19 protein-coding genes are annotated in these 23,507 nt (G+C 58.0%); 9 read left to right on the forward strand and 10 right to left on the reverse strand.

What is annotated here, in order from left to right; translation table 11 throughout:
* Positions 1 to 447: 447 nt before the first annotated feature.
* Positions 448 to 723 (forward strand): response regulator transcription factor, encoded by a 276-nt coding sequence (locus WFM49_RS15185; protein WP_009458741.1) that lies wholly within the window; start codon positions 448 to 450, stop codon positions 721 to 723.
* A gap of 1 nt (position 724) precedes the next feature.
* Here the strand turns inward: WFM49_RS15185 and WFM49_RS15190 are convergent, their stop codons facing one another.
* Positions 725 to 1,363 carry a hypothetical protein gene (locus WFM49_RS15190; RefSeq protein ID WP_009458742.1) on the reverse strand — a complete coding sequence of 213 codons (639 nt, stop codon included), beginning with the start codon at positions 1,361 to 1,363 and terminating at the stop codon, positions 725 to 727.
* A 134-nt stretch (positions 1,364 to 1,497) separates the two neighbouring features.
* Here WFM49_RS15190 and coaE point away from each other — a divergent pair, with 134 nt between their 5' ends.
* The 6 genes from coaE to WFM49_RS15220 all read left to right on the forward strand — a co-directional run bounded on the left by coaE (position 1,498) and on the right by WFM49_RS15220 (position 12,073).
* The gene (gene coaE, locus WFM49_RS15195; RefSeq protein ID WP_009458744.1) at positions 1,498 to 2,100 is read left to right on the forward strand and encodes a dephospho-CoA kinase; all 603 of its coding nucleotides are present in this window, start codon (positions 1,498 to 1,500) and stop codon (positions 2,098 to 2,100) included.
* 50 nt (positions 2,101 to 2,150) lie between these two features.
* Complete coding sequence (gene zapD / locus WFM49_RS15200; RefSeq protein WP_026484449.1) at positions 2,151 to 2,906, forward strand: cell division protein ZapD; 756 nt, start codon at positions 2,151 to 2,153, stop codon at positions 2,904 to 2,906.
* Positions 2,907 to 3,128: 222 nt separating this feature from the next.
* The gene (locus WFM49_RS15205; RefSeq protein WP_203145432.1) at positions 3,129 to 4,400 is read left to right on the forward strand and encodes an efflux RND transporter periplasmic adaptor subunit; all 1,272 of its coding nucleotides are present in this window, start codon (positions 3,129 to 3,131) and stop codon (positions 4,398 to 4,400) included.
* A 3-nt stretch (positions 4,401 to 4,403) separates the two neighbouring features.
* On the forward strand, positions 4,404 to 7,490 hold the full coding sequence (locus WFM49_RS15210) for a multidrug efflux RND transporter permease subunit (protein WP_026484447.1): 3,087 nt from the start codon (positions 4,404 to 4,406) through the stop codon (positions 7,488 to 7,490).
* The gene (locus WFM49_RS15215) at positions 7,487 to 10,591 is read left to right on the forward strand and encodes an efflux RND transporter permease subunit (protein WP_336974124.1); all 3,105 of its coding nucleotides are present in this window, start codon (positions 7,487 to 7,489) and stop codon (positions 10,589 to 10,591) included. Before WFM49_RS15210 ends, WFM49_RS15215 begins: the two co-directional genes overlap by 4 nt.
* Before the next feature lie 6 nt (positions 10,592 to 10,597).
* A complete protein-coding gene (locus WFM49_RS15220; protein WP_336974127.1) occupies positions 10,598 to 12,073 on the forward strand; it encodes an efflux transporter outer membrane subunit in 1,476 nt (491 codons plus the stop codon).
* Positions 12,074 to 12,397: 324 nt separating this feature from the next.
* On the opposite strand, the gene WFM49_RS15225 is transcribed toward WFM49_RS15220, so the two are convergent.
* Genes WFM49_RS15225 through WFM49_RS15235 form a run of 3 tightly spaced genes read right to left on the reverse strand, consistent with a single transcriptional unit; the run spans position 12,398 to position 14,980 of the window.
* The gene (locus WFM49_RS15225; protein ID WP_022983621.1) at positions 12,398 to 13,123 is read right to left on the reverse strand and encodes a hypothetical protein; all 726 of its coding nucleotides are present in this window, start codon (positions 13,121 to 13,123) and stop codon (positions 12,398 to 12,400) included.
* On the reverse strand, positions 13,120 to 14,121 hold the full coding sequence (locus WFM49_RS15230) for a Nudix family hydrolase (RefSeq protein WP_009458754.1): 1,002 nt from the start codon (positions 14,119 to 14,121) through the stop codon (positions 13,120 to 13,122). The genes WFM49_RS15225 and WFM49_RS15230 overlap by 4 nt, the downstream gene beginning before the upstream one ends.
* Positions 14,114 to 14,980 carry an ATP-binding protein gene (locus WFM49_RS15235; protein WP_336974132.1) on the reverse strand — a complete coding sequence of 289 codons (867 nt, stop codon included), beginning with the start codon at positions 14,978 to 14,980 and terminating at the stop codon, positions 14,114 to 14,116. The genes WFM49_RS15230 and WFM49_RS15235 overlap by 8 nt, the downstream gene beginning before the upstream one ends.
* A 173-nt stretch (positions 14,981 to 15,153) precedes the next feature.
* On the opposite strand from WFM49_RS15235, the gene ispB reads away from it, so the two are divergent.
* Together ispB and gltS are read left to right on the forward strand one after the other, a co-directional pair.
* Complete coding sequence (ispB, locus tag WFM49_RS15240; protein WP_009458758.1) at positions 15,154 to 16,119, forward strand: octaprenyl diphosphate synthase; 966 nt, start codon at positions 15,154 to 15,156, stop codon at positions 16,117 to 16,119.
* A 253-nt stretch (positions 16,120 to 16,372) separates the two neighbouring features.
* Positions 16,373 to 17,602 carry a sodium/glutamate symporter gene (gene gltS / locus WFM49_RS15245; protein WP_009458760.1) on the forward strand — a complete coding sequence of 410 codons (1,230 nt, stop codon included), beginning with the start codon at positions 16,373 to 16,375 and terminating at the stop codon, positions 17,600 to 17,602.
* A 183-nt stretch (positions 17,603 to 17,785) separates the two neighbouring features.
* On the opposite strand, the gene WFM49_RS15250 is transcribed toward gltS, so the two are convergent.
* The 6 genes from WFM49_RS15250 to WFM49_RS15275 form a co-directional block, all read right to left on the reverse strand.
* Complete coding sequence (locus WFM49_RS15250; RefSeq protein ID WP_336974135.1) at positions 17,786 to 18,688, reverse strand: TIGR01777 family oxidoreductase; 903 nt, start codon at positions 18,686 to 18,688, stop codon at positions 17,786 to 17,788.
* Between the two features lie 98 nt (positions 18,689 to 18,786).
* Positions 18,787 to 19,248, reverse strand: a complete 462-nt coding sequence (locus WFM49_RS15255; RefSeq protein ID WP_009458762.1) for a short-chain dehydrogenase/reductase SDR — start codon at positions 19,246 to 19,248, stop codon at positions 18,787 to 18,789.
* Positions 19,249 to 19,274: 26 nt separating this feature from the next.
* Positions 19,275 to 20,834 (reverse strand): cryptochrome/photolyase family protein, encoded by a 1,560-nt coding sequence (locus WFM49_RS15260; RefSeq protein WP_336974139.1) that lies wholly within the window; start codon positions 20,832 to 20,834, stop codon positions 19,275 to 19,277.
* 12 nt (positions 20,835 to 20,846) lie between these two features.
* Positions 20,847 to 21,638 (reverse strand): SDR family NAD(P)-dependent oxidoreductase, encoded by a 792-nt coding sequence (locus tag WFM49_RS15265; RefSeq protein WP_250756151.1) that lies wholly within the window; start codon positions 21,636 to 21,638, stop codon positions 20,847 to 20,849.
* Between the two features lie 5 nt (positions 21,639 to 21,643).
* On the reverse strand, positions 21,644 to 22,204 hold the full coding sequence (locus tag WFM49_RS15270) for a DUF3833 domain-containing protein (protein WP_003801994.1): 561 nt from the start codon (positions 22,202 to 22,204) through the stop codon (positions 21,644 to 21,646).
* Positions 22,201 to 23,496: an MFS transporter gene (locus WFM49_RS15275; protein WP_031233050.1), complete on the reverse strand. Its 1,296-nt coding sequence runs from the start codon at positions 23,494 to 23,496 to the stop codon at positions 22,201 to 22,203. Before WFM49_RS15275 ends, WFM49_RS15270 begins: the two co-directional genes overlap by 4 nt.
* Between the last annotated feature and the right edge of the window lie 11 nt (positions 23,497 to 23,507).

A 23,507-nucleotide genomic window follows, 5' to 3' on the forward strand; every position in this document is an offset into this window, starting at 1 on the left:
GGGTGCTTGCATCCCTGCGCTATCTCCCGCCGGCGGCAAGCAGTCTGAATCGCCGCCCCCCAGAGCTGCGCGTCAGAGTGGCTCATGGCCGTGAATGCTCATCTCTGCTGGCAGTTTATGGGGCCGGGTTTATTGTGTTGCGTTGTGTTGTGTTGTGCTGTGGTGAGGTGGGGTGTTTGACCGATCCGGGGGGGTGACCCAGGTGATTGTTGTGTTTCTTGGGGGGGATGAGGCTGTAGCTTTGTCTGCGTTTATCCCCAATTTGAGGCGTAAAAAGATGGTTTTCCGACGCATTGAAAACCGTGTATCTATATTAGTCCTGTGACAAAAACATCCCGTACAAGTTAACAGTCGCGTAGTCCCTGCCTAAAATGACAAACTCTGTCTATGGTTGATTCTTCACATCGCAGGCGGCCTGTTCGCCTGGTACAGATATACGAGACTGACATGGTATTGAATAGTCATTTGCCCGCCTCTGTGCTGTTTGAAAGTCTGACTCCGCGCGAGCGCGACGTGCTGTCTTATATCGCCATCGGCAAGGCGAACAAGGTGATTGCGGCTGAATTGGCGATTTCCCAGCGTACGGTGGAGGCGCATCGGGCACGCGTTTTTCAGAAGTTACGCGTGCGCAATGCGGTTGAATTGACCCGCTTTGTATTTAGCGAGCCGGGCTTGCGCGATGTGCTGCCGCCCAGCCTGGTGGGCAGCCTGTCTATTCCTTAGATTAGCGGCAGGCGGGAGTGGCCTGGCCGTCCAGCTCGCTGATCGGGTCGATGTCGGCTTGGCGAGTCAGGTGGCTCTCCAGCGTAGGGCGTTGCTGGTTAAAGGTGTGAATGCGCAGTACGTTGTTGTTCACAAAGCTCAGATCGGCCAAGGTCGAGTCGTTGTTGGCCAGCAAAGCGATGCGGGTAGGCTGTGTGCCGATAGGTACCCAGCAGCCGCTCATGCGGTGTTCTTCGCCAGCACCCAGCGGGGTGGCACGCAAGCGCCATTGGCCAGCAGGAGCCAGGGTTACGCTGATTTTGTAGGGCTCACATGCGCCGCCTTGTGGTGGGCAGGACAGGGTGCCCAGAAAGGTTTTGGGCTCGGCCAGCTCTGGAACGCTACGGTCGACCATGGCGGCAGGCTGCTGGGCGCGGGCCGGTGTAATGGCGTGCAGGCCTTCCTGGTTACCGAAGCCTAAATTGATTTGCGAGGGGGCACGGGCGGTGCCGCTACCTTGCGCTTGGCGCAGGGCGTCTTTCTGGGTGGAGTCACGACCCTCGTTAGGGGTAGGCTGAACGGGTGCCTGGGCACATGCTGCCAGCAAAACGACCGAAAGCAAGGTAAGGGAACGCAGGGGGGAAATCTTGGTGAAAGACATGGCGGGCTTCCGTGGACTGGTTGATAGCTGAATTCTACGCTAGACCTGGGGCGGCGGGACAGTATCAGGTCTATTCAGGGTAGGAGGATTGGCGCGGGTACGTTACAGTTTTGTTTTTTATCCGTGGATTGCGCATGCTGACAATTGGGCTGACTGGTGGAATTGGATCGGGCAAAAGCCAGGTGGCCAATTTTTTTGCCTCTTGGGGGGCGGCTGTCGTGGATACGGATGTCATCGCGCATGAGTTGACCGCGCCCGGTGGTCTGGCCATTGAGCCGATTCGCGCTGCCTTTGGGGCACAGGCCTTGGCCGCGGATGGTTCCATGGACCGGGATTGGATGCGGGCCTGTGTATTTGCCGATCCTGATGCCCGTCATCGACTTGAGGCGATCATTCATCCCCTGATTTGGAACGTAACAAAAGCACAGACCTTGAAAGCGCAAGGATGTTATCTTGTTGTGGTTGTACCCTTGCTGGTGGAATCAGGACGATGGCGAGACCGTGTGGACCGGATTTGCGTTGTGGATTGTGATGAAGCGACCCAGATCGAGCGTGTTCAAAAGCGCAACGGGCTGGCAGTGGCCACAATTGAACGTATCATGGCAGCACAGGCGCAACGTCAGCAGCGCCTGGATGTGGCCGACGACGTGGTTCTGAATGACGGGCAGACGACTTTGCCCCTATTGGAAGAGCGGGCGCGAGCCGTACACCAACGCTGGTGTGCCTTGACTGCCTGACAACACGACGTGTCTGACCCTCCAGTCGACAGAAAAAGGTTTTTAAACGCGTGACTCTATACGAATACCCCTGCAATGAGCGTGTCCGGGCTTTACTGAGAGTCGAATACTTGTTCGATAGGCTGTTTCATTTTTCGGCCAACCAGGATGCGTACTCGCATCAGATCGCTGTAGCGACTTTGTTTGATTTACTGGACATCTCGGATCGAACCGATTTGCGTTCTGCTGTTCTTCAAGACCTGGAGCGTCAGCGCGTGGCGCTGGCTGCGCTGCGTGAACACCCCGGTGTTCAGCTGCAGGCGCTGGACAAGATGATTGAACAAATTGTGCGCGCTTCTGCTGACCTCTCGGCCCAGGGACGGGTGGGGCAGGGCCTGCGTGAAAATGAATGGTTGGCCAGTTTGCGGGGCCGGGTTGCTGTGCCCGGTGGTACGTCCCAGGTGGACATGCCTTCTTATTATTCCTGGCAACAGCGCCCCGATGCCGATCGTGTCCAGGATTTGCGCCGTTGGTCCGAGTCTTTCCTGCCACTGTATCAAGGTCTGGCCTTGATTTTGCGCTTGCTGCGTCAGTCGGGTGACTCGGCAGACCAACTGGCCCGTGACGGTTCCTATCAAGAAATGCTGGCAGGCAAGACCTTCCAGTTGCTGCGGGTGTGGGTGGACGCCGGTGCGTGCATCTATCCGGAAATGAGCGCTAACCGCTACGTCATCTGGATACGCTTTGTGCAGCAAGATAATCAATTGAAACCGCAGGCCGTGACGGGGGATATCCCCTTCAGGCTGGCCCGTTGCAACTTCGGCTGAAAACGCTGTTCATATAAGGTTCAGACTGCCGCTTTTATACTTGCTGTGCCAGCGTGGTCTAGCAGGGATGCGGTTTTGTCAGCGCTTGTATCTCTTTATCGTTTGAAACTAATTGCTATCGTGTTTTGGCTGCATAATGCGTGTCGCCGTCACGATCGGTAGTGCTTAAACGCTTATTTAGACCGTGCATAGAGACAATCAAGTTTTAGCCGGGGAGTATTCATGTCGGAGTTGAACACAGGCAGAGGTCGGCGGTCCCGATCCTTCTATGTCTGGGTGGTGGTGGGGCTGCTGGTGACAGCAGGCCTCGTTTATTACGCCCTGTCTTCCCCTTCCAGTACGTCCACTCCCATGCGCGGGCCTCGCGGCATGATGGGGGCGACTAAAGTCCCGGTGCAGGTGGCCACGGTCAAGGAAGGCCTGATCGACCAAACGGTCAATGCGATTGCCACGGTCAAACCTTTGCAAACAGTCGCCGTGCGCGGCGAAGTTGATGGTGTGCTCGAACGCATCCACTTCAAGGACGGCCAACGTGTAAAGGCCGGCGATTTGCTGGCCGAGATTGATCCGCGTACCTATCAGGTGCAACTGGATCAGGCGCGTGGCCAATTGGCGCAGAATCAGGCTCAGCTCAAAGGGGCGCAGCAGGAACTGGCCCGCCACCGCGTCCTGTTTCAACAGAATTCTATTGCTCGCCAGGCCTTGGAAACCAAGGAAACGGCCGTTCAGCAACTGCAGGCACAGATCAAATCCAATCAAGCAGAGGTGGCCCGTGCGCAGGTCCAGCTGGATCGCACTCGTATTACGGCGCCTTTGGATGGCCGCCTGGGTTTGCGCAAGCTGGATCAGGGCAATCTGGTGTCTGCCGGTAGTACCGATGGGATTGTCGTCATTACCCAGACGGATCCCATAGGCGTGGAGTTCTCCTTGCCGCAGAATCAATTGAGCAGCCTGCTGGAGGCCATGAAACAAAGCGAATCGCCTTTGCGGGTGTCCCTGATCGACAGCAAGGGTCAGCTCTTGTCGGACAAGGGCCGTTTGCAGGCACTGGATAACCAGATCGACATCAATACCGGCACGCTGAAAGTGAAGGCCGAATTTGATAATGCCGATGAAACCTTGTTTGCTAATCAGTTTGTCAATTCCCGTGTCTTTTTGGGCCAGGAACAAGGCTTGCTGATCCCATCGCACGCTGTGCAACGGGGTTCGGTGGGCACGTATGTGTACACCCTGGATGCCGAGGACAAGGTCCATATCCAGGTGGTGGAATTGGGTACGGCCACGCTGGAATTGACCTTGATTAAAACCGGCCTGAAAGAGGGCGATCGTGTGGTGGTTGAAGGGACTGACCGTTTGCGTGAAGGCTCGGAGGTCGAGGTGATGCAGCAAGATGGTCAGGTCAAGGAAAAGCCTGCGCCCGATGATGCCGCCGACAAGCCAGAGCAAGGCAAACGTCCGGGTGAGGGTCGCCGTCCACGTCCTGCAAGCGAGTAAGCCGTGAGCATGTCGCGTATCTTTATCCTGCGCCCGGTGGCTACCACCTTGGCGATGGTGGCCTTGCTGGTGTCCGGCTTGCTGGCCTATCGCATGTTGCCCGTAGCCGCTTTGCCGCAGGTGGATTACCCCACTATTCAGGTGGTCACGCTCTATCCGGGCGCTAGCCCGGATGTAGTGGCGGCCTTGATCACTTCACCGCTGGAGCGGCGCTTCGGCAGCATGTCGGGCCTGTCGCAGATGATTTCGTCCAGCTCGGGCGGGGCATCGCGCATTACCTTGCAGTTTGATTTGGGCTTGCCCCTGGATGTGGCCGAGCAAGAGGTGCAGGCGGCGATTAATGCCGCCTCCAATATGCTGCCCAATGATTTGCCTGCACCGCCTATCTATAACAAGGTCAATCCGGCTGATACCCCGGTTATTTCTTTGGCGGTGACTTCCCCCAATATGCCCCTGCACGAGGTGCGCGACCTGATTGATGTGCGGGTTGCACAAAAACTCTCGCAGGTGACGGGTGTCGGACTGGTCAGCATTGCGGGTGGCCAGGAACCAGCCATGCGCATTCAGGCTGATCCCAACGCCTTGGCCGTCCGCAATCTGACCTTAAGTCACCTGCGGCAGGCGGTGGTCGCGGCCAACGTGAACCAACCCAAAGGCAATCTGGATGGGCCTCAGCGTTCCACCAGCATCGGTGCCAATGAACAACTGAAAACGGTACAGGATTATGAAAATCTGATCGTCAGCTACAAGGACGGTGCTGCTGTGCGTCTGGGCGAACTGGCCAAGGTGGTGCGGGATGCACAGGATGTGCGTCAGGCCGCCTGGATGGGGACTGTGCCTGCGATCTTGCTGAATATTCAGCGTCAGCCTGGCGCCAACGTCATTGATGTAGTGGACCAGATTCAAAGCCTGCTGCCCGAGATACGCCGTTCCTTGCCGGTCGGTGTGGATGTGGAAGTCGCCACGGACCGCACCCAGACCATTCGGGACTCGGTTGACCATGTGCAAAAGGAAATGATGCTGGCCATTGTGCTGGTGGTGCTGGTGACTTTTGTGTTCCTGCGCACCTGGACGGCTACGCTGATTCCCAGCGTTGTCGTGCCTATCTCCCTGATCGCCACCTTTGCCATCATGCTGATGTGGGGATTCAGTATTAATAACCTGACCCTGATGGCCTTGACGGTTGCCACCGGCTTTGTGGTTGATGATGCGATCGTGATGATCGAGAACATCGCCCGCTATATCGAAAAGGGCGAAACCGCCTTGCAGGCCGCTTTGAAGGGCGCGGCGCAAATTGGCTTTACCCTGCTGTCACTGACCATCTCCCTGATCGCAGTGCTGATTCCGTTGCTGTTCATGAGTGATGTCATCGGCCGTTTGTTCCGTGAGTTTGCCATTACCCTGGCCGTCGCCATCCTGCTGTCCCTGTTCATTTCGCTGACGCTCACGCCCATGATGTGTGCGCGTATGCTCAAGCCCGAGGACGAGCGCCAGTATGGCCGTTTCACGACCTGGTTGGGTGATCAGATGGACCGCATCATTGCGGCTTACGACCGTGGCCTGATTGTGGTGCTGCGCCACCAGACGCTGACCTTGTGGGTAGCTCTGGGCACAGTGGTGTTGACGGGCCTGCTGTACGTGATCGTCCCCAAAGGCTTTTTCCCACAACAGGATACCGGCCTGATTCAGGCGATTACCCAAGGACCGCAAACCGCGTCGTTCCGCGCAATGGGGAATTTGCAGCAGCAAGCCGTTGCGATTGTGCTGGAAGATCCGGATGTGGAAGCGGTCACCTCTTTTATCGGGGTGGATGGCACGAACGCCACCTTGAATAACGGCCGCCTGCAAATTGCCTTGAAGCCCATTGGTTCAGGCCGGGCCAGCGCCAATGAAATCATGGCCAGGCTCGATGAGCGTCTGAAAGATATTCCCGGTTTGTCGGTTTACCAACAGTCCATTCAGGAGCTGACGGTAGACGATCAGATCAGCCGTAATGTGTACCAGATGGCCTTGTCGGACCCGGAAACAGAGGTGCTGACGACCTGGATGCCGCGTTGGCTGGATGCCGTCAATGCCTTGCCGCAGATTAAAGATGCATCCATGAGCCTGCAAAACGATGGCCTGCAAGTGCTGCTGGATATAGACCGGGATGCGGCAGCCCGTGTGGGCGTGACCAAGGCAAATATCGACGATGCACTGTACGACGCGTTCGGACAGCGTTTGATCTCCACGATCTACACGCAGTCTGCCCAGTACCGCGTCGTGCTGGAGGTAAAGGATCAATATCGCCAAGGCCCGCAGGATCTGGAAAATATTCATGTAATGACAGCGGCAGGTACACCTGTGCCGATTACTTCCCTGGCGCGCATTCAGCTGGTTCCCACAACGTTATCGGTAGAGCGCTTGGGACAGTTCCCGTCCGTGAACGTGTCCTTTGACCTGGCTGATGGCTATTCCTTGTCCGACGCCATTGAAGCCATTGAAACCGTGCCCGACCAGATCGGTATGCCATCCTCGGTGGATACCCGCTACCTGGGTGCCGCCAAGGCCTTCCATGCTTCTTTGTCCAGCACGCTGTGGCTGATGTTGGCCGCCGTGCTGACCATGTACATCGTGCTGGGTGTTTTGTATGAAAGCTATATCCACCCCATCACTATTTTGTCGACGCTGCCTTCGGCTGCCATCGGCGCGCTGCTTGCCTTGCTGTTAGCCGGGCGGGATCTGGACATGGTGGGGGTGATCGGGATCATTCTGCTGATTGGTATCGTGAAAAAGAACGCCATCATGATGATCGACTTCGCCCTGGAGGCGCAGCGCGAGCAGGGCATGAAACCGCAAGAGGCCATTCATCAAGCCGCCTTGCTGCGTTTCCGCCCCATTTTGATGACGACTCTGGCGGCCTTGTTCAGTGCCATCCCTTTGATGCTGGCCACCGGCTCTGGCGCAGAGCTGCGTCAACCCTTGGGACTGGTCATGGTGGGCGGTCTCTTGGCTAGCCAAGTGCTGACCCTGTTCACGACTCCCGTGATCTATCTGTTTTTTGACCGCTTTACCCGTAATGGCGCCAAGTCGGTACGCGAGTCGACATGAAACGCTTGTTAGGGCTGTTTATCTTCCGGCCAGTGGGCTCCAGCCTGCTGGCACTGGCGATGGTCTTGGTGGGCGCATTGGCCTTGCGGCTCTTGCCCGTGGCGTCTTTGCCGGAAATGGATTTTCCGGTGATTGCGATTTCGGCCACTTTGCCCGGTGCCAGCCCTGAAACCATGGCTTCCAGTGTGGCCACGCCACTGGAGCAGGCTTTAGGTTCTATTGCCGGGGTGTCGGAAATGAGCTCTCGCAGCAGCGAGGGTTCCACCCAGATCATGCTGGTATTTGAGTTGGACCGGGATATTGAAGGGGCTGCACGCGATGTGCAGGCCGCTATCAACCAGGCCCGGCCCATGTTGCCTTCGGGCATGTCCAGCGTGCCCACCTACGAGAAGGTCAACCCTTCGTCCATGCCTATCATGGTGCTGGCCTTGACCTCGCAGACGGCCAACAAGGCCCAGCTGTTTGATATGGCCAGCGGCATTGTGCAGCAGAAGCTCGCTCAGATTCCGGGCGTAGGTTCGGTAGACGTGGGCGGTGGCTCTTTGCCAGCAGTGCGGGTGGGATTGAATCCCAAGGCATTGGCCTCGGCTGGCATTGCGCTGGACGATGTGCGTTCGGTGATCAATAACGCCAACAGTCTGCGTCCCAATGGCTATCTGGAAAGCGAGCAGGGCCAGTGGCAGATCAACTCGGGCAAGCAGTACAACCAGGCACGGTTTTTTGACCCCTTGATTCTGAAGAATCAGGATGGGCAGGTTATCCGTTTGGGGGATGTGGCCAAGGTCGAGGACTCTGTCGAAAACATTCACAGTATGGGTTATTGGAATAACCAGGAAGCGGTGCTGTTGATTGTGCGTCGTCAGGCGGGCGCCAATATTATCGAGACGGTCAATACCATTCGTGAACGCCTGGCTGGTATCGAGGAAATGCTGCCCACCCAGGCGCAATTGACAGTGGCTCAGGATCGTACGCCCAGTATTCGCGCTACGCTGGAAGAGGCCCAACTGACACTGATTATTGCGGTGGCCCTGGTGGTGCTGGTGGTCTTGCTATTCCTGCGAAACTGGCGCGCTGCTTTAATTCCGGCTATTGCCGTCCCGGCGTCCTTGATCAGTACCTTTGCCTTCATGCATTTGTTCGGCTTTACGTTGAACACCATTTCCCTGATGGCCCTGATTGTCGCTACCGGATTTGTGGTGGATGACGCCATCGTGGTGCTGGAAAGCATTATGCGTTACCTGGAAAAAGGCTTGTCCCCCATGCGGGCAGCCTTGCGCGGGACGCGGGAGGTGGGCTTTACCGTCACGGCCATGAGCTTGTCGCTGGTGGCCGTGTTCATTCCATTGTGGCTGATCGGGGGGCTGGCGGGGCGCTTGTTCATGGAGTTTGCCGTCACCTTGTGTACCGCCGTGCTGGTGTCCCTGGTGATCTCCTTGATGCTGACTCCCATGATGTCATCGCGCCTGCTGCGTCCTGGGCCGCAAGAGCATGAGTCCACCAACCCTGTCAGTCGTTTTTTGGGTTGGATAGGCAGTGTCAGCTGGCGTGGCTACCGTCGTTCATTGGGGTGGGCGCTCAAGCACCATCGACTGATGCTGTTCTCCTTGTTTGTCACAATTGGCCTGAATGTGTACCTCTACGCCGTAGTGCCCAAGGGGCTGTTCCCGCAGCAGGATACTGGCCAGTTGATGGGTTTTTTCCGAGTCGATCGGGGGACTTCCTTTCAGTCCATGGTGCCCAAGCTGGAATACTTCCGTTCCATCCTGAATCAGGACCCGGACATTCGTTCGGTGGCCGTGTTTGCCGGAGGCCGCAGTGGCAGCACTTCGTCCTTTATTCTGGTTGAACTCAAGCCTATGGACGAGCGCAAGGCCAGCACGACGGATGTTGTGAATCGTCTGCGCGAGCCTTTATCCACCACGCCGGGGGCGCGCATGTTCATGGTGCCGCAGCAGGATATTCCGGTCGGTAGCGGGGGCGGCGGGCGCAGTGGCTCTTACGACTATTCCTTGCTGGGCAGTGACCTGGAGCTGTTGAAAACCTGGTTGCCCAAGGTTCAGCAAGCCATGGCCGAATTGCCAGAGCTGGTGGACGTGGACACTGGCACGGACGATAAGGCCGGTCTGGTCCAACTGGAAATTGACCGCGATATGGCCACGCGCCTGGGCATTGATATGTCTATGGTGGCAGGGACTTTGAACAACTCCTTTTCCCAGCGTCAGGTTTCCACGATTTTTGGCCGCTTGAACCAGTATTACGTAGTCATGGAAGTGGAGCCGCGTTTTGCGCAGGATCTGGAGTCCCTGAAGGAAATCGAGGTTGTTGCCAAAGACGGCACTCGCGTTCCTTTGTCTGCCTTTACGCGCTTTACGACCGGCACCGCGCCGCGCAGCATTAACCATATGGGCTTGCTGGTGGCCGAGTCCGTGTCCTTCGGTTTGGCCGAAGGCGTCACCCTCAGTCAGGCAACGGCGGCCATTGAACAGGCCATGGCTCGCATTCAGCTTCCTACACGCGAGATCCAGGCCGGGTTTGAAGGTAATACGGCGCAGATGCTCGATGCCCTGGCCAAGCAACCCATGATGTTTCTGGCTGCCTTGGTGGCTTTGTATATCGTGCTGGGGATGCTGTACGAGAGCTATATGCACCCGCTCACCATTCTGTCCACTTTGCCTTCGGCCGGGATTGGGGCATTGCTGGCTCTGATGATGACCAGTGGCGAGTTCAACCTGATTGCCATGATCGGGGTGTTCTTGCTGATTGGTATCGTCAAGAAGAACGCCATCATGATGGTGGACTACGCCTTGCAAATGGAGCGTGAGCGCGGCATGGGGTCGCGTGAGGCTATTTACGAAGCCTGCCTGGTGCGATTCCGCCCCATCATGATGACGACCTTGTCCGCCATTTTTGGTGCTATTCCTTTGATTCTGGCCTCCGGGCCCGGCGTGGAAATGCGCCAGCCCTTGGGAGTCACCATTGTGGGTGGTTTGGTGCTCAGTCAAATCCTGACTTTGTACACCACGCCGGTGGTTTATCTTTATCTGGATCGTTTGCGCCATCGCTTCATGCGCCGCAAGAACCAGACAACTTTGAATATATAAGCTGATATGCCTACTTCTAACGCCATGATTCTTCCGCGCTTCGCACTGGCTGGGATGGTGCTGCTCCTGTCCGCATGTGCTGTTGGCCCTGATTATCAGCGGCCCGAAGCGCCGGTGGGCGAGCACTTCCGGGAAGAGGTACGGTCCACGGCCTGGAAGCAGGCCGAACCGGCTGATTTGAAAGACCGCGGCCCCTGGTGGGAAAGCTTCAACGATGGCGTGCTCAACACCCTGATGCAAAGCCTTAATGAGCAGAACTTTACCTTGCAGCAGGCACAGGCACGCGTTCGTCAGGCGCAGGCCACTCTGTCCAACACGCGTTCGACCCAGTTCCCGCAAGTAGGCAGTTCGGTCGGCACGACAAGGCGTGGCAGTGGGTCCGGTGATACCAGGCAAAGCAGCAGCGCCTATGACGCCAGCATTACGGTGAATTGGGAAGTGGACTTGTGGGGGCGGATTCGCCGTCAGGTAGAAGCAGGTGATGCTGGCCTGCAAGCCAGTGCTGCGGATATGGCTGCCACACGCTTGAGCCTGCAGTCTCAATTGGCGCAGACCTATTTGCAGTACCGCAGTGTGGAGTCCAGCGAGCGAGTGCTGGATGAAACCGTGGCCGCGTACGAGCGTTCTTTGCAAATCAATCAGAATCGCCTGGACGCCGGGTTTTCGGCACCGGGAGATGTGGCCGCAGCCTTAAGCCAGCTAGAGGGGGCTCGCACCCAGCGCTTGGCCTTGAATCGCGAGAAGGCCTCCTACCTGCATGCGATGGCTGTGTTGGTAGGCCGCGCACCTTCCCAGTTTGAGGTGGTGCCTCATGCGCCCTGGCCTGTTGCTCCGGATATTCCGGTGGGTCTGCCATCCAGTTTGCTGGAACGTCGCCCCGATGTGGCCCGTGCCGAGCGTCGCATGGCGCAGGCCAATGCCCAGATTGGTGTGGCCAAGGCTGCCTGGTTTCCCAGTTTGAGCCTGAAGGCCAGTGGGGGGTTCAGCAGCAGTGATCTTGGCGAATGGCTGACGGCACCCGCGCGTGTCTGGTCCCTGGGTCCTGCCTTTGCCCTGACCTTGCTGGATTTTGGGGCACGCCGTGCGCAAGTCGAGCAGGCCGAGGCCAGCTATGACGAACAATTGGCTGCCTACCGTCAGACGGTGCTGGATGCGTTGAAGGAAGTGGAAGATGCCTTGTCTGAACGCAATGGCCTGGAGCTGGAGCAAGCCAGCCAGGCGCGTTCTCTGGCCGCGGCACGCGAGTCCTTGCGGCTGACACGCAATCAGTTTGATGCCGGTCTGGTGGATTTTCTGAGTCTGGCCCAAACCCAGGCCACGGCGCTGTCGGCCGAGCGGCAGGCTTTGGACCTGGAGTCTCAACGCCTGCGGGCTGCGGTCAAGCTGATGGTTGCCTTGGGCGGCGGTTGGGATGTAGCGACAGGTCTGAACCCCGAAGAGCCGAACGCGGTGGAAGCTGATCCAGCCGCTAAAGCAGAATAGGTTCGGCCTGACCTACACTAATCTGACCTGACCTGACCTGACCTGACCTGACATGACCTGACCCGATCCAATCTGGTCTTAATCAAGTTTGGTTTAGTTTGGTTTGAGGTGGTTCGGCGTTGGCTGAACTTCTTGGCGCTTGGTTTGGTTTAGTTTGGCCGTTTCATTGTGCTCTCCGGCCTGGCTGGGCCGGAGCTTCAACGCCCGGTTTGCCCCGTATGGACCAAGCAAAGATTGGACTACCTCCCAAGCTTGGGGCTGCAGTTTGCTTGCTTAGCGTTCAACAGCGGCTCATTCCTTGCTTGATATGGCGTGGAAACCGCCTCAGTCCTGGTCCATCCAGGCATACAGCCCGTCAACCCATTCCTCGCCGTCGGCCAAGCCCAAGGTGGCGTGGATCTCTTCGGCCCGCTGGTACAAGTCATCAAAGTCAATTTGTGGCGGGTCAGCAAAAGCCAGGGCGACCAGATTGCCATCGTGCGTTTCAGGTAACCAGACTACGGCCGGGAAGCTTTCTTGAAGCGCATGCAGATTGCGCGCATGGACCAGTTCCGAGCCCAGCAAATTCACCGTTAACAGTCCTTGTGGCCCCAGAGCCTTGCGGCAGGCCTGATAGAAAGCTGCGCTTTCCAGGGCAGGGTGTTCGGCCTGGTCGGAGTACACATCAATTTGCAGCACATCCAGCTCGCCGTAGACGGCATCCAGATAGTCCAGCGCGTCTACCGTGTGCACGTTCAGGCGTTCGTCGTCGGGCGGCAGGTTAAACAGCAGGCGACTGGCCTGCACCACTTCCGGGTTGATTTCCACGGCGTCGATGCGCGCCTGGGGGAAGTGCTGGTAGCAAAAGCGTGTCAGGCTGCCTGCGCCCAGGCCAAGCTGGGCAATACGACGTGGATCGGTCTGGAACAAGGTCCAGATCATCATTTGGCGAATGTAGTGCAGCTCTAGCTGATCGGGAGCATCCAGGCGCATGGCACCTTGCACCCAGGCAGAGCCCAGGTGCAGGTAGCGTACGCCTTCATGTTCTGAAATAGTGACGTGTGGCGTCATGCCGGGTCGTTGTCCAGCATGTGGCGTATACCGGCAATACCGTGTGCACCGTGGTTGCGGGCGTCAGCCAAGGTCCTGGCCGATTGCCCGCCTATGGCAAACACTGGCAGGCCAGCTTGTTCCGCCAGGCTGGCGAAACGGGCCCAGCCCATGCCGGGATCGCCGGGATGGGAGGAGGTTTCCAGGACATGGCCCAGAACCAGAAAGTCCGCCTGGATTTTGCGGGCTATTTCAATATCACTTTCATTGTGCGTGGACATGCCGATCAGGCCTTTGCTGATCGCGGGAAATGTCGTCAGGGTGTCGTGGCATTTCGCGGAAAGGGATTGGGCGTCGCTGGCGCGCAAATGCACACCATCGGCATGGTCCCACCAGCTCTCGGGGTGCAGGCTGTTGACCAGGCAGCGCGCTTGGTAGCGCTGGCACAGGTTCACAACTTGCAGGAACGCCTGGTGCAAATGGAATTCGGCATCGGGCCGTGCAGCCCAGGCTGGCTCACGAAACTGGACCAGGGCCGGGCCTTGTTGCAGGGCTTGTTCCAGTTGTTCCAGATAGGCGGGTAAGCGGGCCGGCTCGTCGATGTTGGTAATCAGATAGCGTTCGGGCAGTTGCAGCCATTTAAGCGGCGGTTCGGTAGCAGGCAGTACAGGGCCGACTTCCAAAGGACCTTCAGGGTTGACCCAGGCAAGCTCTTGGCCTTCCAGGCATTGGGGTTCGCCTTCCCATTCCCGCACCAGGCAGAAAGAGAGTTTGACGAAATTTTTGGGGTATTCGTGTGTATAGGTAACCCAGGGGTGTGCGTGGGTGGTTTCAATGCCGAGTTCTTCGCGCAGTTCCCGTACCAGCGCCTGTATGACGCTCTCGCCCGCCTCAATCTTGCCGCCTGGCAGTTCCCACCAGCCCGGCCAGGGTTTATCGGCTGGGCGTTTTCCCAGTAGCACTTGGCCGTGTTGGTTCAGTAAAACGCCAACGGCCACTTCCAACGTGGGTTTAGACATGTCTAGCGGTCCAATCTCTAGCAAATTGACGTGCTACCCGGCCGGAGCGAGAGCCACGTTCCAGAGCCCATTGCAAGGCTTCCATACGCGAGCTTTCAATGTGTTCTGCAGGGCAACCCAAAGCGCCAAGCCAGTGATACACAATGTCCAGGTAGTCGTCTTGTTTAAAGGGGTAAAACGACAACCATAGTCCAAAGCGCTCGGACAGGGATACCTTTTCTTCAACGGCTTCACCAGGGTGGATCTCGCCGTCTGCAGACGTGGAGGCACTCAGGTTCTCTTTCATGTACTCGGGCATCAGGTGACGTCGGTTGGACGTGGCGTAGATCAGTACATTGTCGCCAGGGGAGGCCAGCGAGCCGTCCAGCACGGATTTAAGCGCCTTGTAACCGGCTTCACCTTCTTCAAAGGACAGGTCGTCGCTGAAGATGATGAAGTGTTCGGGGCGGGTGCTGATCAGGTCAATGATGTAGCCCAGGTCGCCCAGATCGGACTTGTCCACTTCGATCAGACGCAGGCCCTGATCGGCAAACTTGGCCAGCATGGCTTTGACCAGCGAGCTTTTGCCCGTACCGCGAGCACCTGTCATCAAGACGTTATTGGCCGGTTTGCCTGCCAGGAAATGGCGGGTGTTGCGCTCAATAATGCCCTTTTGGCGTTCGATATGATGCAGGTCTTCGGTCTGGATGGTGGCTACGTGCTGGACACCTTCAAGCCAGCCGCGCGAACCATTGGTACGCCAGCGAAAAGCAATGGAATCCCAGTTGATGGGGGGTGGAGCAGGGGGCAGCCAGGCTTCCAGTTGAGCGAGAACCCGCTCGGCCCGGCTGATCAGGGTACTAAGGTCTTGCGAACTCAAGACAGTCTCCGTTTCAGGTTGAAATGCTTATTATCGCTAATTTGGCCCCTTTTTCTGTGATCACTGTTGTGCTTGACGCGTAACAATAGGCCCAAAGCGATTCAAAATCGTATAATCATCAAGTTACGGTTGGCCGATAGCGGCCCCCTCCCTTACTCGTCCGGAATTCTGTTTTGAACCTGTCCACCCTGATTGAACCTATTGCCGACGACATGAAGGCTCTTGATGTCGTCATTCGTGAGCGCTTGAATTCGGATGTGGTGCTGATACGCACAATCGGCGAATACATCGTTAGTGCTGGCGGCAAGCGCATGCGTCCTGCGCTGCTGTTGCTGGTAGCCCGCGCGCTGGCTTATCAGGGGAGCACGCACCATCTGTTGGCAGGTGTGGTGGAGTTCATCCACACCGCCACCTTGCTGCACGACGATGTGGTCGATGAATCCGATATGCGTCGCGGTCGCCACACGGCCAATGCGGTCTACGGTAATGCCGCCAGCGTGCTGGTTGGCGACTACCTGTACTCGCGCTCCTTCGAGATGATGGTGCAATCGAACTCCATGCCGGCCATGGCCGTGCTGTCGGCAGCCACCACGGTGATCGCCGAAGGCGAGGTTTTGCAGCTGCTGAACGTACACGACCCGGACGTTTCCCTGGAACGTTACCTGCAAGTCGTACGCTACAAGACAGCCAAGCTGTTTGAAGCGGCGGCGCAAGTGGGGGCGATTGTGGCCGGTGCTTCGCCTGAAATGGAAGAAGCCATGGCCGCCTATGGCCGCCACCTGGGTACCGCCTTCCAATTGGTCGACGACGTGCTCGATTACACCGGTGATGCCCAGGCCTTGGGCAAGAACGTGGGTGACGATCTGCGCGAAGGCAAACCCACCATGCCACTGATCCGTGTCATGGAAGTTGGCACACCCGAGCAGGTTCAACTGATCAAGTCGGCCATTGAAACCGGTGATGCGGATTTTGCCGCTGTTGCACAGGCTATCGAGCAAACCGATGCTTTGGCCTATACCCGTGAAGCGGCCAAGGCAGAAGCCCAGCTGGCTGTTCAGGCCTTGGCTGATGTTCCCGAGAGCGAATTCAAGCAGGTATTACTGAGCTTGTGCGCGTTTTCCATCGAGCGCGACCGCTAAGTCTCCAGCTTTTCCCAACCCGCCACATGGCGGGTTTTTTTGTAATAAAGCGGGCCGATTCAGGGAAATTGGCGTCATTAGGCGCCTGTTCATGTTATTTTTCTCGGTTTTACTACGCTGTTGGTGGTCATGCCTTTGTCCCACAAGGACGAAGTAGCGACGATAGACATGCCTATTTGAACAAATTGGTTTGAAGCCTCTGTCAGACACAAAGGTGCAGGCCCCTTATTCCAAAGATGTAAGGAACGGATAGATGAACATTCAGCTCGATATCGCGCAAACGGTAGGTTTGGCGGCTGTTTTTCTCGTGCTGGGAGAATATATAAAGAATCGCGTTGCTGTATTGGCCCGCTATTTTATTCCCAGCCCCATTATCGGCGGATTGATTTTTGCCTTGATTGCCTTGGTTGGACATCAGACCGGCTCGTTCAACTTTACGTTTAACGACGATATACGCAATTTCTTGCTGATGGCCTTTTTCACGACCATCGGTTTTTCAGCCAGCTTCGAGTTGCTGAAAAAGGGTGGTCTGGCCGTTGCTTTGTTCCTGGGCTGCGCGGTTGTCCTGATTATTTTGCAGAACGTGATGGGCGTGACCTTGGCGACCCTCATGGACGCCAATCCCTTGCTGGGTCTGGCCGCCGGTTCGATCTCCATGACGGGGGGCCACGGTACTTCTGCTGCCTTTGGTCCAATGCTGGAAAATGCTGGTGCTGTTGGGGCTTTGCCTGCTGCCATTGCCGCTTCGACATGGGGGCTGGTAATGGGTTGTGTCATCGGCGGCCCCTTGGGCAAGCGCCTGATGAAAAAATACAATATCGACGGTCCTGCTCCACACCGTCGTCATCGTCGTCAGCACGAAGGTACAGATGCGCCTCATGCGATGGAGACTACGGTCAAGCAAACCGTTCAGGCTGATGATGGCGGCTTTGAAATGCCGGTATACGCCGTAGTGCTGCTGTCTATAGCGATTGGTGTGGGCAGTGTCATCATTGAATGGCTGGGCGATCGTGGCATTGTCTTGCCTGCTTACCTGGGCTCCATGCTGGTGGCGGCCATCATCCGTAACGTGATCGACTGGCGTCGTTACCGCTTGCCGGAAAAAGAGTTTGAGATCATCGGCAATGTGTCGTTGGCTTTCTTCCTGGTCATGGCGCTGATGGTGATGAAACTGTGGGAGCTGGCTCAAGTGGCAGGTCCGCTCTTGGTGATCCTGATTGCCCAGACTGTCATGATGTTCTTCTTTGCCAGCTACGTGACTTTCAAGGTCATGGGCAAGGACTACGATGCTGTGGTGATGTCGGCTGGCCATTGTGGTTTTGGCATGGGTGCAACGCCTAACGCCATGGCGAATATGCAGGCCTTCACGGAAGATAATGGTCCATCACGCAAAGCCTTCTTTGTGATTCCTCTGGTGGGCTCCTTGTTCATCGACTTCTTCAATGCCGTGATCATTACCGGCTTTGTGAACTTTCTGACGTAAGCGCGCAAGGTTCAGGCCGCGCCGTTCGGCGCGGCAGTGTCTCGTGGCAGGGCCCTTGGGCGTCACGGACAGGGGGTGTGTGGCTTTTGCTCGGGACGGCTTGGGCAAAGGCGATGCCCGAACCTTAGCGTACGCCGTTTTTTGATGGGCAAGATGGCAAGACCACCTCTGTAAACGATCCGTTCAGGCTTTGTTAAGCACATCCCTTAAGGCCTCGGACAGTTCAGGGTGACGCCAACTGAAACCTGCTTGCTGGGCGCGTTGCGGAATCAGTCGTTGTCCGCCCAGCAGCAGAACAGACATCTCTCCCAATGCCAGCCGTAGCACCCAGGCCGGGGCATGAAACAGGGCTGGCTTGCCCAGCTCTTGCGCCAGGATGCGGGTGAACTCCGCATTGCGCACCGGCTGAGGCGCACACGCGTTGTAAGGACCCTCACAGCTCTGGTTGTGCAGCAGGTAGTCGATAAGAGCGACCTGGTCCTCAAGGTGTATCCACGGCATCCATTGTTGCCCATCGCCCAGTCTGGCACCCAATCCCAGCCTGAACGAGGGGAGCAGCCGAGCTAGCATCCCGGCGTTTCTGGCCAAGACGGGCGCGGTGCGCAGCAAGACCACGCGCGCCCCCCACTGGCGAGCCTGTTCAGCCTCTTGCTCCCAGGCCACACAAAGTTGGCTCCCAAAGTCCTTGTTGCCGGGTGCGCTGGCCTCAGTCAGTTGCTGTTCGCCGCCATCCCCGTACCAGCCTACCGCGGAGCCCGAGATCAAGACGGGGGGCACCGACGCTTGTCGCCCCATCCAGTCCACCAGACGGCGTGTCAGATCGACCCGACTTTGCCATAGAAGCTGGCGCCGTGCCTCAGTCCAGCGTTGATTGGCAATGGGCGCTCCGGCCAGGTTGATGACCGCGTCAAACGGCGCGCTGCCATTGAGCTCGTCCAGCACCGCGATACCCGTTGCGCCTGGGCACAATTGGGGGACTTGCTGGGGGTTTCGGCTCCACACCCAGAGTTCGTGGCCGTATTGTTGCCAGTGTTGGCAAAGGGCCTGTCCAATGAGGCCCGTGCCTCCTGTCAGAAGGATGCGCATGGAATTCTCCGTGTGTGAAGGTGAGCAAAGAACTTACCAAGGCAGTCCGTGACCATTGTAGGCCCAGAAACCACCACTGTCCTTTGGGCTGAGTGTGTCTAGCGTGGCCAGCAGGGCTTGCGCCGCATCGGCAGGCGGGCGGCCGATTTGAGCGCCCCGAAAGGGCGCCGACAAGGCTGAGGTAACAGTGCCCGGGTGCAGCGCTCGTGTCTGGGGAGCAACGGTGCAAAATGGGCCAGTACCAGGGCCGGGCCTATCGCGTTGGTGCTAAAGTTGGCCATCAGGTGGGCGGCATTCAGATCGGCCAAGCGCTTTTCAGGACCCCCGGTAGGGCTACTGAGCATGCCGGTGGCAAGCACGATGAGATGCCAGGGTCCTTGTGTGCTCAAGGTTTGGGCCGCTGTGGCAATCGTCTCGGGCTGATCGAAGTCCAGGGCGGGTGTGCTGCGCCGATGCAGGCTAACCAGCTCGCCGCAGCGAGGATCGGCGGCCAGCTGGGCGGTCATGGCGCCGGAGCTGCCCAGGATAAGGGCACGGTAAGCGGTGGGCAGGGATTGCATGTCATGCCTCGGTCAGTGTGGGTGGCTTACAGAGTATCCAGGTTCTTGCGCAGTTGCCCTGCGTGGGTGCGTAGGGCAACTTGTTGCTCGGGGGCCATTTTCTGCCATTGGCGATACATCAATGCCATCCGTCCCGCGCCTCCCAGTTCTTGGGCATTGCGGGCAAGGAAATCCCAGTACAAGGCATTGAAGGGGCAGGCGTGTGGCCCTGTTTTCTCCTTGGGCTTGTAGGCACAACCCTGACAGTAGTCGCTCATGCGTTGTAAATAGGCGGCGCTGCTGATGTAAGGCTTGGTGGCGATCAGGCCACCGTCGGCATACTGACTCATACCCAGTGTATTGGGCAGTTCCACCCATTCAAAAGCGTCAATATAGATGCCCAGATACCAGCGGTGGACAGCAGCCGGGTCGAGTCCGGCCAGCAGAGCAAAGTTGCCAATCACCATCAGGCGCTGGATATGGTGAGCATGAGCGCTGTGCAAGGACTGCTGAATGCACTGTTTCAGGCATCGCATGCGGGTGTTCCCAGTCCAGAACCAGTGCGGCAGTGGCAAATCATGCCCGAATGCATTGAGGCTTTCGTAGCCCGGCATGTGAGCCCAGTAGATGCCGCGTACGTATTCGCGCCAACCCAGGATCTGGCGTGTAAAGCCTTCCACGGCAGCCAAGGGGGCCTGTTCCTCTCGCCAGGCCCGTTCGGCCCGTTCCAGCACCTCAAGCGGGTGGAGCATTTTGACGTTCAGGGCGAACGAGAGCAGCGAGTGAAACAGCCGAGGAGCTCGGCTGGACATGGCATCTTCGTAGTCGCCAAAATGCGGCAGAGCATGGGTGATGAAGGCCTCCAGACAGTGCAGTGCTTCCTGGCGGTTCAGCGGCCAGCGAAAGGCGTTGGCCTGGGGATCGCCAAAGCTGGGCACATCACAACGCTGCAGCTTTTCCCAAAGCACACTGTGGTCGTGGCAGGGCCGCCAGTCGGTGGGTTCAGCCGGAGTGCCGGGCCAGGGTTTGCGATTCTCATGGTCAAAGTTCCACTTGCCACCGACCGGCTGCTCATGGTCGTCCAGCAGCAACCGGTACCGGCGACGCATACGGCAATAGAAATGCTCCATCAGCCATTGGCGTCGACCGCGCATCTGGGTCGCCAGCTCATCGCGGCGGCTCAGAAAGTGTTCACTATCCACCCCTGAGCAACTCAGGGACTGCGTGTCTGCCCACTGTTGCAATTGAGTATCCAGTCGCCATTCGTCGGCTTGTTGCCATTGCACCTGGTGGACACCGTAATGCGCCGCGAGCGCCGTCAGGTTGTCGGTGATGGAGTGACGGTTGCTGGGGTCTTCAAATGTCACATAACGCACACGATGGCCAGCGGCTCGCAACTGCTGCGCAAAGTCACGCATTGCAGCGAAAATGGCCAGAATTTTCTGTGCATGATGCAAGACATAGTCGGTTTCCTGACGCACCTCCATCAGTACATAGACCACCTGACTGTCCACCTGTTGGAACCAGCTGTGCTGTGGGTTGAGCTGGTCGCCCAGTATCAGGCGCAGAGTGTGGGCGCGGTAGTGCGCGGGGTGTGCTGTCTCCATGTGCGGCTGCGTTTACATTCCAGTGACACGACGTACCGCCGAAAAGTACCAGCTATCGGGCAGGCATCGCATGAGCTTTACCCAGCGGGTAAAACGACGGGGGAAGTTCATTTCAAACTGTCCCTGTTTCCAGCCATGCAGGATATGACGGGCTGCTTCTTCTGGGGTGATGAGCGCGGGCATCTTGAAGCTGTTCTGGACGGTCAGCGGGGTGTCTACAAAACCGGGGTTGATAATGGAAATGCCCAGTCCCAACGGGTGCAGATCCAAATAGAGGTTCTCCGCCAGATTATTCAGTGCGGCTTTGGTGGGCCCATAGGCCAGGGACATTGGCAGCCCGCGGTAGCCCGCCACGCTACCCACCAGGGCCAGGTGGCCGCGTCCGGCCTCAAGCAGCATCGGGATGACCGCATCGAGCAGATGCAGCGCGCCCACATAATTGACTGCCAGATGTTTCTGCATCTCCAGAAGATTGAACTCGGTCGCCCGTTGGGGCAGGTACCTGCCTGCGCAATACAGCACCAGATCGGGCGCCATATCGACGCAGGCTTGTACTTTCAGCTTGGCCGCAGCCAGCGTTTCAGGTTCGGTGACATCCAGCGGGACGACGACAAACCTCTCCCGGCCTTGGGCCAGCTCGTGCAGCGCATCGGTGTCTCTGGCCGAGACTATGAGCTGCGCGCCTTGCGCATGAAGCGCCTCCGCGGTGGCTCTGCCTATGCCTGATGAGGCACCGACAATCCAGGCGTATTTTCCTTGCCAGTGACTGAGCGGCGGATTGAGTTTTGCGTGTAGCAGTGTCATCACACTTACTCCTTCATGAAGGACAGTGTCACATCCCCCAGATGAACGCCGAATTTGCTCATGGCAGCGCGGTTGAGCATGGTGCGGCCATCCATCAAGTACATCCAGTCATCCATGTTCACGTTCCAGACCTTGCCGTCCACCGGCAGTGCCAGCACGTAATTCCAATGAAAGGCGTTGCCAGCGGTCTGGCCCTGGGCCTGGCCGACCACATCGTCAGCGCGTCCGCTGTAGCGGCCATCACCCAGATGCTTCAAATGCCAGATCCGTTGCTGAGTGGTGCCATCGCTGTAGACAAAGTGCTCGTCTAGCACGCCTTCATCGCCCTTCCAGGTGCCCGTCATGCGCACGGTAAAGCGCTTGACCACTTTGCCGGAACGGTCTGTGAACAGGCCGTGGGCGGTTAAGGGGCCATTGAAATATTGACGCAGGTCCAGTTCAGGGCGTTCCTGGGCATAGTCCTGGACCGTGGGTCCCACGCATCCGGCCAGTGTGCCCATGAGTGTCAGTCCCAGGGCAACGCGCCGCCAGGGCAGGGTTGAGACAAGGCTGTTTGTCAGTTTCATATCAGTCTCCAGGATGAGTGCAGATGCTCGGCGCGCCACAGGCCAGCCCACGCCAATAGTTTGAACAGGCAGGGAAGGCCCCCATAAGCCCAGGCCAACGCCTGCAGGCCAGACGGGTCGCTTGTGCCGCTCTGGTAACCCAGGGCGGAAAGAAGGGGCAGGCACAGACCGGCTGCCAAGGCTAGGTTGAGCTTGGCAGCACAAGTCCACCAGCCCAGATACCGTCCTTCGCCCGAGCCGCCCTGACCGGATTCATGGATGACACCGGTCAGCAGGGCGCCTGGCAAGGCCAGATCCGCGCCCAGAGCCAGCCCGCTTGCCAGGCAGATAACGAGGAAGGCGTCACCGTCGCTGGCATCAAGCCAGGGTGTCAGGGAAAAGGCGACAACGCTTGTCAGCATGCCGGCCCGCCAACTGGGTGCCAGTCCCCAGCGCGAGACAGCCCGTACCCATAAAGGCAGCCCTGCCGCGGCGGCGCCGAAATAGCACAGAAGAAAGAGCGGCTGCATCTCCGGGGCCTGCAGGCGGTCTGCCACGAAAAAGGGCAACAAGGTAGCGGGTATGGCGGCGGCTACGCCGTTGAGCATGAAGACGAATAACAGCCTGCGGAAACTGGCATCAGCCCAGGGTGAGGTGCTTGATGCAGAACTGCTGTGCCCAAGTGCATAATCCATGGGGTGGGCGGTAGCGAGCGGCAGGCGATGTAGCCCGAACAGGCCTATGGCCAAGGCTAGAAAAAGCACGACACTGGTCGCATCAAAGCCTAACCAGGTGGGCAATACGCTGGCCAGCAAGACACCAAGAAGCGTGGCGCCTTCACGCCATGCGGTGACACGCGCACGCCAATTGGGATCACCACCCCAGCGAGTCCCCCAGGCCTGATGCAAGATGCTTACGGCGCTATAGGCCAAGGTGCATACTAGCAGGCTGAGTGCCAGCCAGATCAACATCTCTTGTGGGTCACCTTCGGGAGGATGCCACAGTGCTGCAAAACCCAAGCCCATGATCATGCTGCCCAACAAAGCGGCCAGCCAGGCCTGGCCCAGGCCTCGATGCAAAAGACGATCGGCCAGCCTTCCCAGCGCAGGGTCTAGCACCGCGTCAACGGCTCGGGTAGCCAGCAGCACGGCGCCCAGGCCCGCCAGCGGCACCCCGGCCACCGCCGCGTAGTAATGCGGCAGGTTCACATATAAAGGGAGCGACACGAACGACAGCGGCAGGCCAAGACTTCCATAGGAGAGTCCCGTACGCCAATGCAGCGGCTTTAAGGGGCGGGAGCCTGGGGGGAGCATGGTTGCGCCTT

It is taken from the genome of Alcaligenes sp. PF14, from assembly GCF_037150615.1.
In the GTDB taxonomy this organism is placed as follows: Bacteria; Pseudomonadota; Gammaproteobacteria; order Burkholderiales; family Burkholderiaceae_B; genus Alcaligenes; species Alcaligenes phenolicus.